This is a genomic window from Flavobacterium sp. TS_SC_5, assembly GCF_056156265.1.
This window is the reverse complement of the sequence record NZ_CM149588.1, coordinates 2,662,429-2,675,247: the sequence shown is the minus strand read 5'-3', so window position 1 is coordinate 2,675,247 and position 12,819 is coordinate 2,662,429. Positions and strand designations below refer to the sequence as shown.

General features: G+C 35.2%; 10 protein-coding genes. All 10 read left to right on the top strand.

All coding sequences use genetic code 11. The annotated features are described in order from the left end of the window. The first annotated feature begins 651 nt into the window (after nt 1-651). The 10 genes from AC0J6S_RS11505 (at nt 652) to AC0J6S_RS11460 (ending at nt 12,709) form a co-directional block, all read left to right on the top strand. The gene (locus tag AC0J6S_RS11505; RefSeq protein ID WP_474953939.1) at nt 652-1,041 is read left to right on the top strand and encodes a plasmid mobilization protein; all 390 of its coding nucleotides are present in this window, start codon (nt 652-654) and stop codon (nt 1,039-1,041) included. Continuing rightward, nucleotides 1,029-2,345: a relaxase/mobilization nuclease domain-containing protein gene (locus AC0J6S_RS11500; RefSeq protein ID WP_474953938.1), complete on the top strand. Its 1,317-nt coding sequence runs from the start codon at nt 1,029-1,031 to the stop codon at nt 2,343-2,345. Before AC0J6S_RS11505 ends, AC0J6S_RS11500 begins: the two co-directional genes overlap by 13 nt. 17 nt (nt 2,346-2,362) lie before the next feature. After that, nucleotides 2,363-4,345 (top strand): conjugal transfer protein MobC, encoded by a 1,983-nt coding sequence (gene mobC / locus AC0J6S_RS11495; protein WP_474956356.1) that lies wholly within the window; start codon nt 2,363-2,365, stop codon nt 4,343-4,345. Between the two features lie 323 nt (nt 4,346-4,668). After that, the gene (locus tag AC0J6S_RS11490; protein ID WP_474953937.1) at nt 4,669-7,746 is read left to right on the top strand and encodes a type I restriction endonuclease subunit R; all 3,078 of its coding nucleotides are present in this window, start codon (nt 4,669-4,671) and stop codon (nt 7,744-7,746) included. Next, nucleotides 7,718-8,605: a BRO-N domain-containing protein gene (locus AC0J6S_RS11485; RefSeq protein WP_474953936.1), complete on the top strand. Its 888-nt coding sequence runs from the start codon at nt 7,718-7,720 to the stop codon at nt 8,603-8,605. The genes AC0J6S_RS11490 and AC0J6S_RS11485 overlap by 29 nt, the downstream gene beginning before the upstream one ends. Then, nucleotides 8,602-10,227, top strand: coding sequence for an HsdM family class I SAM-dependent methyltransferase (locus AC0J6S_RS11480; RefSeq protein ID WP_474953935.1), 1,626 nt, complete (start codon nt 8,602-8,604; stop codon nt 10,225-10,227). Before AC0J6S_RS11485 ends, AC0J6S_RS11480 begins: the two co-directional genes overlap by 4 nt. Beyond that, entirely contained in the window at nt 10,220-11,563 is a 1,344-nt protein-coding gene (locus AC0J6S_RS11475) for a restriction endonuclease subunit S (RefSeq protein ID WP_474953934.1), read from the top strand. The genes AC0J6S_RS11480 and AC0J6S_RS11475 overlap by 8 nt, the downstream gene beginning before the upstream one ends. Beyond that, the gene (locus AC0J6S_RS11470) at nt 11,553-11,849 is read left to right on the top strand and encodes a hypothetical protein (protein WP_474953933.1); all 297 of its coding nucleotides are present in this window, start codon (nt 11,553-11,555) and stop codon (nt 11,847-11,849) included. The genes AC0J6S_RS11475 and AC0J6S_RS11470 overlap by 11 nt, the downstream gene beginning before the upstream one ends. A gap of 27 nt (nt 11,850-11,876) precedes the next feature. Next, entirely contained in the window at nt 11,877-12,209 is a 333-nt protein-coding gene (locus AC0J6S_RS11465; protein WP_474953932.1) for a hypothetical protein, read from the top strand. Nucleotides 12,210-12,220: 11 nt separating this feature from the next. Continuing rightward, complete coding sequence (locus tag AC0J6S_RS11460; protein ID WP_474953931.1) at nt 12,221-12,709, top strand: hypothetical protein; 489 nt, start codon at nt 12,221-12,223, stop codon at nt 12,707-12,709. Nucleotides 12,710-12,819: the final 110 nt, after the last annotated feature.

Here is a 12,819-nt window from a genome sequence, read left to right as displayed (position 1 = left end):
TTTTAATTAATAATTTACTGTTACAAAGGTATAAAGGGACGTATTAACTTTGATAGGCGAAATATACCTATGATAGGTAAGATTGCTACCGCTTACTTAACTTCGTATCTGATTCAAATTTTCAACTTAAAATTTATGGTACCAGATGCTGTTTTTTCTTTAAGACAAGAGCCAAAAACCTTCCTAAAAATAGTCAGGACTTTGTCTCTTTTAAGTCGAAATATTGCTTTGAAAAAGCACTTTCTAAATCAAAAATTTTGAACAAAACCGATTTGGATTTTGAGGGTCGAACAGTTCAAAATTTTGATTAGCGTGCCTTTTCCTTGAGTATTATAAATAAAGATAAGAATAGACTCTGCAAGAACTGTAATATTTCAAAAATTATAGCAGTAGGCTCTTACATGCTCCGAAATACTGTTTTTACTATCTCTGATTTTAAAAAATTTGCTGTAAATAAGAAATCAGCTTTTTGAGCATTTTAAAACAATTGAAAATTATAATAGACATTAAAGTCTCTGAAAGATTGCCACGTTCCTGCAATCGGCAAGATGTCCGGTTGTATCACAACCGATATCTTGCTGCCTATTCACTCGGGACTCGTGGGCAGTGACACTGAAAGATTAAAAGAGCTTAAAAACAGTAAAATGATAGATGATGAAAGAGCAAAACAACCGAACAAAATGGCTTCATCTGCGGTTGACCCCTGATGAATATCAAAAGATAATGAAGGAGTTTAATAAATCAACTTGCCGAAAAATAAGCGATTACGCTAGAAAAAATCTTTTACACAAACCTATCGTCAATACCTATCGAAATCAATCCTTAGACGATTTTATGGCGGAAATGATTCGCCTGAGAGGGGAACTTAATGCTATCGGGAACAACTTCAATCAGGCTGTAAAAAAACTTCATGCGTTACAGCAGATTACAGATTTTAAGCACTGGCTCATTAGCTACGAATTGGAAAAAAAGATTCTTTTTAATAAGGTGGATGAAATCAAAAAACACATTCAAAAATTTGCAGAATCATGGTTGCAATAATCAAAACTGGTCATTCCATAAATCGCATTTTGAACTACAATGAAAATAAAGTTCAGCAGGGTATAGCAGAATGTATTGGCGCCGGAAATTACCCGGTCGATATTGAAAAAATAGTTTTTACAATGAAACTAAACCGGTTTTTGAAACAAGCTGATTTGAATGAAAATGTGAAACGGAACAGCGTACATATTTCGCTCAATTTTGATGTGACTGAAAAAGGAATTCAAAAAGAGAAACTAATGGAAATAGCGGATACTTATATGGCGAAAATTGGTTTTAAAGAACAACCCTATCTGGTGTATCAACATCATGATGCGGGACACCCTCACATTCATATCATTTCCCTAAAAGTCAGGGATGATGGTAGCCGAATAGACATGCAGAATATTGGTCGGAATCAATCTGAAAAAGCCCGAAAAGAAATTGAAACAGCGTATGGATTGGTTCCAGCGGAGAAGCATAAACGAGAAAAAGAATTAGGAATAAAACCTGTTGATACAAACAAAGTAGAATACGGACGCACCGAAACCAAACGGGCTATAACCAACGTCTTGGATAAAGTGATCCAGAATTACAAATACACCAGCCTGCCAGAATTAAATGCTGTGCTTCAACAGTATAACATTGCAGCAGACAGAGGAAGCGAAAATTCAAGGATTTTTCAAAACAAAGGGTTAGTGTATCGCATACTGGATCAAGGTGGTAATAAGGTTGGCGTCCCAATTAAAGCGAGTGATTTTTACAGCAAACCAACACTTAAATTTTTAGAAGATCGATTTAATGAAAATGAAAAATCGAGAACGCCTCATAAATCAAGAATAAAAAATGCTGTTGATATTGCATTATTGAAAAATAAAAAAATGTCAATTCAGGAATTGGCAAAAATTGTAGAAACGTCTGGAATCAAAATGGTTATTCGGCAAAATACAGAGGGTTTAATTTACGGTATTACCTATGTGGATCACCAAACTCAATCTGTTTTTAATGGAAGTGCTTTGGGGAAATTATACAGTGCTAAGGCCGTTTTGGAGCGTTGCAATTTGAATGAATTTATTAATCAAAATACAACTGTTTTCACCGTTAAAAAATCAGATGCAATTTCCTTGCAATCAGACTCTAAAGAAGTTGGGCATATTTCTGTTGATCAAGATTCTAAAAAAAGTATAACGGGTGATGATAGTAACGTGATGGCAAAATTTGTTAATGCACTTACACAGTCAGAACACGATTCCTCCTTCTTACCCAATCAACTAAAAGGCAAGAAGAAAAAAAAGAAACGAAAAGGACAATCTGATAATCAATAAACGAAACCATTATGGCTATGCAAACAGGCGAAAACGAACAGGCATTGCGAAAAATTCTCGATATGACCCGACTCATCAGTATTGTACTTTTACTCCTCCATTTTTATTATTATTGTTATAGCGCCTTCAAAGAGTGGGGCTTTGTTAGTGCCTTTAGTGATTCTATTATAGGTAACATACAGCGCACGGGATTGTTCCGCTATTTTCATAAATCCAAGATTTTTACTTTGGGATTTTTATTGATTTCCTTACTTGGAGCAAAAGGCCGCAAAGACGAAAAACTAAATCATAAAACAGCACTTGCTTATATCATAACAGGTGTATTAATTTACTTTCTGAGCTACTTATCGCTGTTCCTAAAAACAGATACTACTGCAAAAGCAATTGTTTATATCGGTAGTACGACTATCGGATTTTTAGTAATGCTTTCAGGAGGTACTTTACTCTCACGGATTATAAAAAACCGGTTAAATAGCAACGATATTTTCAATAAAGAAAATGAAACCTTTCCGCAGGAAGAACGATTGCTGGAAAATGAATATTCCATCAATCTTCCGGCGCGGTATCATTTGAAAGATAAAGTCCGAAACAGCTGGATCAATATTATCAATCCCTTTCGTGCGTTGATGGTTTTGGGAACTCCAGGATCAGGTAAATCCTATTTTGTTATTCGGCATGTGATTACCCAGCACATTCGCAAAGGGTTTACCATGTTTATTTATGATTTTAAATTTGACGACCTTTCAAAAATCACTTATAATACTTGGCTGAAATACAAACACCTCTATCCTATTCCACCACAGTTTTATGTGATTAATTTCGATGACCTGACCCGCACACACCGATGCAATCCATTGGAGCCTTCCGCTATGACCGACATCACGGATGCTGCTGAATCAGCGCGAACTATTTTACTGGGTTTAAACAAGGAATGGATCAAAAGACAGGGTGACTTTTTTGTCGAATCACCGATCAATTTTCTGACTGCGATCATCTGGTATCTAAGAAAGTACAAGGAGGGTCAATTTTGCACGCTGCCCCATGTTATTGAGCTCATGCAGCTCGACTATGACAGTCTGTTTACAATATTGCGGACGGAGAAAGAAATTGAAGTACTCATCAATCCATTTATAAATGCGTATCTCAATGATGCCATGGAACAACTGGAGGGGCAAATTGCTTCTGCTAAGATTGCGATGGCCAGACTTTCTTCTCCCCAGTTGTACTATGTACTATCCGGAAATGACTTTACATTAGACATTAATAATCCGGTTGAACCAAAAATCGTCTGTATAGGAAATAACCCTCAAAAAATTCAAATTTATGGAGCCGTATTATCCTTGTATGTTTCCCGTTTAATCAAGTTAGTGAATCAAAAAGGTAAACTCAAAAGCAGTCTGATCTTCGATGAATTTCCGACTATCTATCTCAACAATATGGATAGTCTGATTGCAACCGCACGAAGCAATAAGGTAGCCACTTGTTTGGGGATCCAAGATTTCAGTCAACTTCGTAAAGATTACGGGCGCGAGCAAGCCGATGTGATTATGAACATCACCGGAAACATCGTCAGCGGTCAAGTTACTGGTGACACCGCCAAGCAATTGTCAGAGCGTTTTGGAAAAATTATGCAGGACAGAAAATCGCTATCGATAAATAGTGGTGACACTTCCATCAGCCGCTCCAAACAATTAGAGTCAGCTGTTCCCCCATCTAAAATATCTGCTTTAAGTTCAGGTGAATTTGTAGGCATGGTTGCCGATGATCCTAACTGCAAAATTGAATTAAAAACGTTTCATTGTGAAATAGTCAATGACCACGATGGACTAAAAAAAGAAGAAGATAATTATAAAGATATTGCCATTATTAGGAAGATTGATACAACTATTGTGCAACGAAATTATTTACAAATTAAGCAGGATATTCAAGAGATTATGCAATCTGAAATTGAGCGCCTTTTAAATGATCCTAGTCTGGCCTATTTGGTATTGAAAAAGTAAAAACTATTTTGCACTCTCCAAAAAGCATATTGAAATTGTATATTATTTTATTTGCTAATTCTGGCATCATTTTTAAAACTTTTTGATTTCAAAAATTAATTAATTATTAGATAAAATCAAAAAGGAGCATTTTGAATAAAAATTTGTACTAAGGAATTTAATAAATTAGAATATTTACCGCAGCGACTATTAAAATTTTTCAATGTTAATGAAATTCATACGATAAAAAGTAGTCCTTTTACGGCTTTTCTCATTCGTCTTAATTAAATATTCAATACATTAGCGATCGAATTATCAGATTTTAAATTAAAATCAATCCCATAATGACATTCAACGAAGATTCCAGAGTAAAAATTCCAACCTTACTCCATTTAACCTGTTTAGGATACAATTACCTTTCGCTCAAAAACGCTGTTTGGGACGAAAGTACCAATATTTTTACCACCGTTTTTATAGACAGTATTTCTAAGATAAACTCAGGTATTGAGCCATCTGATGCAAAACGATTGTTGGATGAAGTCTCTTTACTGTTGGATAACGAAGATTTAGGAAAAGCGTTTTACGAAAGAATTACGGAGCGATCTGGAATCCGATTGATTGACTTTGAGAATTTCGAGAACAACACTTTCAACGTGGTTACTGAATTGCCTTGCAAAAAAGATGATGAAGAGTTCAGAACAGATATTACTTTATTAATCAACGGGATGCCATTGGTTTTTATTGAAGTAAAAAAACCTAATAATCAAAATGGAATATTAGAAGAGCACAAACGTATCGAAAGACGATTTCAAAACAAAAAATTCAGAAAGTTTGTCAACAGCACCCAATTGATGGTTTTTTCCAACAATATGGAATATGACAATAATTCCATCATGCCTATTGAGGGAGCTTTTTATGCTACGGCATCGTATGAAAAACCATCATTTAACTATTTTAGAGAAGAAGTTACTTTTGATTTAAATACACTATTGACTCCATTTGATGATGATCTTGAAAATTTTATCTTAAAAGACAACAATCTCGTCGGGATTAAAAATTCACCAGAATTTATAACCAATAAAAATCCTGACAAAATGACTAATAGAATTTGCACCTCTCTATTCCAAAAAGAGCGTTTGCAATTTATGCTGCAATATTCCATAGCTTATGTAAAAGGTTCTAAAGGCTTGCAAAAACACATCATGCGGTATCCGCAGCTTTTTGCAACCAAAGCCATTGAAGCCAAGCTGGAAGAAGGCGTTAAAAAAGGGATTATTTGGCATACGCAAGGAAGCGGGAAAACAGCCTTGACGTTTTACAACGTAAAATACCTAACCGATTATTTTCAAAAGAAGAATATCATACCTAAGTTTTATTTTATTGTAGATCGTTTAGATCTATTGACTCAGGCTTCTAAAGAATTCAATAGCCGTGGACTGGTCGTGCATAAAATCAATTCAAGAGATGATTTTGCAAAAGATATCAAGTCAACCAGCGTCATTCATAACAATTCTGGTAAAGCGGAAATTACGGTTGTCAATATTCAGAAATTTCAGGATGATGCTGATGTGGTTCGTAATACCGATTACCAACTCAACATACAGCGTGTTTATTTCTTAGACGAAGTACACCGCAGTTACAACCCTAAAGGAAGTTTCTTGGCAAACCTTAACGAATCGGACTCCAACGCTATTAAAATTGGTTTAACTGGAACACCGCTGTTAGGAACAGATTATAATTCGAAAGCTTTATTTGGCGGTTATATTCACAAATACTATTACAATTCCTCGATTGCGGATGGTTATACCTTGCGTTTGATTCGGGAAGAGATTGAAACTAATTACAAGCTGACATTAAAACAAGCTCTGGAAGAAATTGATGTGCTAAAAGGCAATGCTGATAAGAAAATTGTCTACGCACACCCTAAGTTTGTAGAACCAATGCTAGATTATATTGTTCAGGATTTTGAGAAAGCACGCATCTCGATGAATGATAATACGATTGGTGGATTAGTGGTTTGCGATTCATCCGAACAAGCTAAAATGTTGTTTGAAATATTCGAATCGAAATATGCTACAAATACAACCGTTGATAATAGTTTGTTACAAGCTGCGGAACCTTTGGAAAATTATGGATCTAAAAAGAAATCCGAAAGCAAAGTAACCACTGCTGTGGTAATCCTTCACGACATAGGCACCAAAGAAGAACGCAAAAATAAAGTAGAAGAATTCAAAGACGGAAAAATTGATTTTCTATTTGTGTACAACATGTTGCTTACAGGTTTTGATGCACCAAGATTAAAGAAATTATATATTGGACGTGTAATTAAAGCGCACAATTTATTGCAGACTTTAACCCGAGTAAATAGAACCTACAAAGATTTTAGATACGGTTATGTAGTCGATTTTGCCGATATCCAAAAGGAATTCGATAAAACCAATCAAGATTATTTCAACGAATTGCAATCGGAATTAGGGGATGAAATGGAGCATTATTCCAACATCTTTAAATCGCAGGAAGAAATTAATACGGAAATCAAGGAAATCAAAGACGTCTTGTTTCATTTTGATACCATGAACGCTGAGGTTTTCTCGCAACAAATTACGCAAATCAACGACCGAAGCGAAATTCTAAAAATCACTAGGGTGTTGAATAATGCCAAGAGTTTGTATAACTTGATACGATTATCGGGCAATTATGAATTATTAGAACAACTCGATTTTCATACCTTAACCGTACTATCCCGTTCAGCTAATGAACGTTTGGCATTGATTAATGCAAAAGAAGCCTTAGAAAGCAATATTGATAACTCAAACCTATTGAACATTGCCTTAGAAGATGTTATTTTTGCATTTGTAAAAGTGAAGGAAGAAGAAATGGTTTTGGCCGATCAACTCAAGAACATTCTTCAAAAAACCAGAGAAATGTTGGGCGGTAATTTCGACCAAAAATCACCGGAATTTATTTCGCTAAAAGAGGAACTCGAACGCTTATTCAAAAAGAAAAACTTGAATGAAGTTACCAAAGAGGAAATGGAACGCAACATCAGGGAACTTGAAAAGATATACACGCAAGCCAAAGAATTAGAACGCAAAAACCAATTACTGAGAGCCAAATACGATAACGACGAAAAATACGCCCGCTTGCACAAACGATTGATGGAAAAAGATCCCTTGACGGATAGCGAATCCAAACTTTTTGAAGCCTTAAACGGATTGAAAATAGCCGTTGACGCACAAATTATTCAAAACTCTAAAATGCTAGAGAACGAAAGTTTTGTGGAACGTATGGTAATGCGATTGGTGATTGACCAGTTCAAGAATAAACAGCATTTGGAATTGGATGCAACCACAACCAAGCGCATCAACGGAATGATTGTCAAAGAATACATGAATGAGTTTTATGGACGAACAGCCTACTAATATGAAACAGCAAGAAGCCATTCAATTATTTGAAGAAAAAAAAGTAAGAACCCTTTGGAATCAAGACGAGGAAAAATGGTATTTTTCTATTGTTGATACCGTGAGTGTACTAACCGATAGTCCTAATCCACGAAAGTATTGGAGTGTACTAAAAACAAGATTAAAAAAAGAAGGAAGTCAGTTGACTACAAATTGTAGTCAACTGAAAATGCAGTCAGCTGATGGAAAATATTATAAAACCGATGTTGCTGACACCGAACAACTTTTCAGGTTAATTCAGTCGATACCTTCGCCTAAAGCGGAACCTTTTAAAGTTTGGTTGGCGCAAATAGCTGCAGAACGTTTAGACGAAATGCAAGATCCTGAATTGACTATTGACAGAGCATTGGAACAATATATGAGTTTGGGTTATTCGGAAAATTGGATTAACCAACGCTTAAAAAGTATTGAAATCCGAAAAGAATTAACGGATGAATGGAAAAGTAGAGGATTGAAAGAAAGGGTACAGTTTGCAACACTTACTGATATTATTTCTAAAGCCTGGTCGGGAAAAACAACCAAAGAATATAAAATGCTCAAAGGCTTGAAAAAGGAAAACCTGAGAGACAATATGACCAACACCCAATTGATCTTAAATATGTTGGCAGAAGCTTCGACCAAAGACATTTCGAAAGCGACTAATCCTGAAAGCTTCGAAGAAAATAAAAAGGTGGCGGAACAAGGAGGCAACGTAGCCAAAGTAGCTATGAAAGAATTAGAGTCCAAAACTGGGAAAAAAGTTGTAACAGCATTGAATGCAAAAGACAGCTTAAAACAAATAGAAGACAAAAAGAAGACAAAAAGAAGAAAAAATAAATGACTACCACAATACAATTTGAAAAGCAAACCAAAAACCTCATAGACGATTTAAAAAGCGTTTGTGCCAATTATGGTTTGGGAAATGACGGAAACGAATTCAAGATTATCACCCAAGTATTTTTATATAAATTCCTGAACGACAAATTTGTTCATGAAGTAAAACAAATCGACGACAAAATAGCAACAGCCGACAATTGGGAAGCCGTTTTAAAAAGCTACAATGACAACGATTACGAAATGCTGATGATGCAAATGAGCGAAAGTACCGCCCGCTTGCAACCCAAACATTTTATTTCCAGTTTGTTCGAAAGACAAAACGAAGCCAACTTCTCGGATATATTTGACAATACCTTACTGGATATTGCAAAAGAAAACAGCGATTTATTCTCAGTATTGACCGAAGGTGGCGAGAAAATTGTCTTGTTCGAAAACATAAGTAAATATGTAACGGACAAGCGCGATGATTTTTGCAAAGCCATTATCAACAAGCTGATTAATTTTAGTTTTGAGAATATCTTTCATGAAAAGTTTGATTTTTATGCGACGATTTTCGAATATTTAATAAGCGATTACAATACCAATAGTGGCGGAAAATATGCCGAATATTTTACACCGCATGCCGTAGCTAAAATTATGGCACGTTGTTTAGTGGATGGTGAAGTAAGCAATGTAACGTGTTATGATCCAAGTGCGGGATCCGGAACCTTGTTGATGAATCTAGCTCACCAGATTGGCGAAACGAAATGCACCGTGTATTCTCAGGATATTTCACAAAAGTCTTCGAACCTATTGCGACTGAATTTAATCCTGAATGATTTGGTACATTCTATTCCGAATATTGTAAAAGGAAACACGATTCTAGAACCGTATCACAAAGACAAAAACGGACGCTTGCAGCAGTTTGATTACATTGTGAGTAATCCTCCGTTTAAGTTGGATTTCTCGGATTATGTGGCCGATTTAGACAGCAAGGAAAACCACGAACGCTTTTTTGCAGGAATGCCTAATATTCCTAAAGCCAAGAAAGACAGCATGGCAATTTATCCGTTGTTTGTACAACACATTATGTATTCGCTTACCGCAAAAGGGAAAGCGGCTATTGTAGTACCCACAGGATTTATCACTGCACAAAGTGGTATAGAACGAAAAATACGCGAGCAGATGGTGGAACGCAAAATGTTGCGTGGCGTAGTAAGTATGCCGAGTAATATTTTTGCAACTACAGGAACTAACGTTTCTATTTTGTTCCTTGACAAGGAAAACACCAAAGGCGATATTGTACTGATGGATGCTTCTAAACTAGGAACTACGGTAAAAGAAGGAAAGAACCAAAAAACATTATTATCCCCGCAAGAAGAAGATTACATCATTGATACGTTTAACCAGCACGAAGCCAAGGAAGATTTCTCGGTGGTGGTTTCGTATGACGATATCAAAGCCAAAAACTACTCGTTGAGTGCCGGACAGTATTTTGAAGTGAAAATTGAATACACCGATATTACTGCAAAGGAATTTGATGACAAAATGAAATATTTTGAAACCAATTTAAGTATGATTTTCAGCGAAAGCAAAACTTTAGAAATTGAAATTCAGAATAATTTGAAAGGGTTGAGATATGAGTAAGGTGATGACTTTAATGAATGACTTAATAGAATTAATTTCTATGGGGCCTTTTGGTTCCGATATTAAAGTTGATAATTTTATCAGTGATGGAGTACCTGTTTTAAATGGATCAAATGTTTCAAGCATAAAATTAACTGAAACATCATTCAAATATGTATCTCCAGAAAAAGCTAAAGCACTTAAAAAAGCAAATGCTAAACGAGGTGATATTATTATTACACATCGAGGAACAGTTGGTCAAATTAGTTATATTCCTGATAATTCTAAGTATGATAATTATGTAATTTCACAAAGTCAATTCAGAGTTTCATTGAAAAGAGATTTAGTTGATCCAATATATTTCACATATTACTTTCATACTGATGAAGGGCAAAAAAGGTTATTATCTTTCAAAAGTCATGTTGGTGTTCCAGCTTTGGCACAAGCAACAACAAATTTCCGTTTATTAGAATTTCCATTAATTCCATTAAATGAACAACAAAAAATTGCCAAAGTCCTTTCTGATTTAGATGCCAAAATAGAACTCAACAACCGCATCAATGCCGAGCTCGAAGCGATGGCAAAAACGCTGTACGACTATTGGTTTGTGCAGTTTGATTTTCCTGATGCCAACGGAAAACCTTATAAAACTTCTGGTGGTAAAATGGTTTGGAATGAGGAATTGAAAAGAGAAATTCCTGAGAGGTGGGAAACTTTAGATTTAGAAAAGATAGAAAAAAATATCGTAACGGGAAAAACACCTTCAACTTCAAATCCAGATTTTTATAATGGAAATATTCCATTTATTACTATTGGCGATGTTAGAGGAAATATGCATATTGTTTCAACTGTTCAAAAACTGACAATGGATGGAGCCAATCAACAAGCTAATAAATTTATCCCAAAAGGAACTATTTGTGTAACCTGTATAGCAAGCCCAGGATTAGTTGGTTTTGCAGCAGAAGATTCTCAAACAAATCAACAATTAAATTCTGTTGTTTGTAGAAATTTTGAAAACAGATATTATTTGTATTTCTATTTGACTGATTACTTTAAATATTCTAGTGCAAAAACGGGTAATACATTTGCTAATATGAATAAAGGTGATTTCTCTGCTATAGAAGTGATAAAGCCACAAAAAGAAATATTGATTAATTTTTCTAATACGTTAAAATCTTCAATAGATAAAATTTTGACTAATTCTAAAGAAAACCAAGAACTCGCTTCGCTTCGGGATTGGTTGTTGCCAATGTTGATGAATGGTCAGGTTAGTGTGGGTGATGTTGCCGTCCTTCGTCAAGCTCAGGATGACATGTTGGGTATGGTTGCAGAGGCAAGCGCACGTTATGAAAAATAAAAGTACACATCCTGAGTTCGCACTGAAACTGCAATCAGGAGGTATGATTCCATTTGAAAAAACGGGAATTCTACCTAATTATTTGGTTTTCACTTCCCGAGAACTGCGCAGAACATGGCGTTTTAAACTAAAAGCAGATACACAAAATGGCGTTTTAAAAGTGAATGGGCAAGTGGCGTTTTATTATTTTTTTGATGACTTGGGTTGTAAAATCCAGTCCGTCACTGATGGAGAAGTTGGAGAGGATTGGGAGATTGATGATATTTTGTTAGAATTAAGAGATTAAGCATTTCAAAATTATAAAAAGTAAAATATGGAAATTTTAAATAGAAGTGCCATTACAGTGGTACCAAAACAACCTTTTATAGATTGGGCAAATGGGTTAACACCTGAATTCCCAATGAAAATAAATGTTCTAGGCGAATCACATACCTATTTAACCAATCCTGATTTTGAAGATGCCGACAAACACATCAAAAAATATTTCAAGGAAATTTTCATAGAAGAATTAAGCGGCATTTGGACAGATGAGAACGATTGTATAAAAAAAAGAGATTTCAAAACATTCTGTGATTGGTTCAGTTTTGAAATGTCTGATTGGGTACAAGATTTGAGTACTAATCCTCTCTTTGATGATGATTTTTAAATAAAACAAAGATGTCAAAACGCGATGAATTACAGCAAATGCCTTTGTACCAAAAGGCAGAGCAAATCCTAAAAATCACCATGGGATTAGTGGAAATTGTGCCCAAAGAGAACGAGTTTTTACAAGAAACCACGGTACGCTTTATGATGGAAAATGCGTTCCATATTCCTGCCAAAATTGCTGGTGCCGCAGGGGTTGGCTTGTATGATTTAAAAATGGAAAACGCAGCGCTTATTCGCAAAGCGGCCAGAGAATTGTATGTACAGGCAGGTAGTTTACGTTTCGAAGAATGCATCAAGGATAAAGATTACATCGAATTATTAAGAAATACCATTAATGAATTCAGATTATTGTTTATTGATTGGGTGACGGGTTTTGATGTATGGGATTATATCAAAGACAGTTGGGGATTATTTAATCCACCCGGTGTCAATGCCCATGATAAAGATCCGGATGATGATATTCCATTTGATCCAAATGATTTTTTTGATGATATATAAATGAGTTTACGGAAAACCGTAAAGGAGAAAGTATTAAAAGCTGTAGGTTTGAACTTTCATGTTTAGGAAAAAATAAATTTTCCAGTCCAATTATTTGGATACAATATAAT

Bases quoted from the DNA above. Each gene is read 5' to 3' on its own strand.
- mobC (WP_474956356.1), top strand. From the start codon at position 2,363: ATGCAAACAGGCGAAAACGAACAGGCATTGCGAAAAATTCTCGATATG.
- AC0J6S_RS11475 (WP_474953934.1), top strand. From the start codon at position 10,220: ATGAGTAAGGTGATGACTTTAATGAATGACTTAATAGAATTAATTTCT.
- AC0J6S_RS11505 (WP_474953939.1), top strand. From the start codon at position 652: ATGATGAAAGAGCAAAACAACCGAACAAAATGGCTTCATCTGCGGTTG.
- AC0J6S_RS11500 (WP_474953938.1), top strand. From the start codon at position 1,029: ATGGTTGCAATAATCAAAACTGGTCATTCCATAAATCGCATTTTGAAC.
- AC0J6S_RS11470 (WP_474953933.1), top strand. From the start codon at position 11,553: ATGAAAAATAAAAGTACACATCCTGAGTTCGCACTGAAACTGCAATCA.
- AC0J6S_RS11480 (WP_474953935.1), top strand. From the start codon at position 8,602: ATGACTACCACAATACAATTTGAAAAGCAAACCAAAAACCTCATAGAC.
- AC0J6S_RS11460 (WP_474953931.1), top strand. From the start codon at position 12,221: ATGTCAAAACGCGATGAATTACAGCAAATGCCTTTGTACCAAAAGGCA.
- AC0J6S_RS11485 (WP_474953936.1), top strand. From the start codon at position 7,718: ATGAGTTTTATGGACGAACAGCCTACTAATATGAAACAGCAAGAAGCC.
- AC0J6S_RS11490 (WP_474953937.1), top strand. From the start codon at position 4,669: ATGACATTCAACGAAGATTCCAGAGTAAAAATTCCAACCTTACTCCAT.
- AC0J6S_RS11465 (WP_474953932.1), top strand. From the start codon at position 11,877: ATGGAAATTTTAAATAGAAGTGCCATTACAGTGGTACCAAAACAACCT.